Source organism: Kluyvera sp. Awk 3 (assembly GCF_028069715.1).
Lineage (GTDB): Bacteria > Pseudomonadota > Gammaproteobacteria > Enterobacterales > Enterobacteriaceae > Kluyvera > Kluyvera georgiana_A.
Genome location: NZ_JANEWH010000326.1, coordinates 1 through 582 on the forward strand (window position 1 = coordinate 1; position 582 = coordinate 582).

Sequence of the window (582 nt, forward strand, 5' to 3'; positions counted from 1 at the left end):
ATCCGGGTTGCGGACAGTGTCTGGTGGGTAGTTTGACTGGGGCGGTCTCCTCCTAAAGAGTAACGGAGGAGCACGAAGGTTAGCTAATCCTGGTCGGACATCAGGAGGTTAGTGCAAAGGCATAAGCTAGCTTGACTGCGAGAGTGACGGCTCGAGCAGGTGCGAAAGCAGGTCTTAGTGATCCGGTGGTTCTGAATGGAAGGGCCATCGCTCAACGGATAAAAGGTACTCCGGGGATAACAGGCTGATACCGCCCAAGAGTTCATATCGACGGCGGTGTTTGGCACCTCGATGTCGGCTCATCACATCCTGGGGCTGAAGTAGGTCCCAAGGGTATGGCTGTTCGCCATTTAAAGTGGTACGCGAGCTGGGTTTAGAACGTCGTGAGACAGTTCGGTCCCTATCTGCCGTGGGCGCTGGAGAATTGAGGGGGGCTGCTCCTAGTACGAGAGGACCGGAGTGGACGCATCACTGGTGTTCGGGTTGTCATGCCAATGGCATTGCCCGGTAGCTAAATGCGGAAAAGATAAGTGCTGAAAGCATCTAAGCACGAAACTTGCCCCGAGATGAGTTCTCCCTGAC

1 rRNA gene is annotated in these 582 nt (G+C 54.8%); it reads left to right on the forward strand.

Annotation, left to right across the window (positions count from 1 at the left end):
• A 23S ribosomal RNA gene (locus tag NNN71_RS24930) occupies nt 1-582 on the forward strand; the annotation flags it as partial.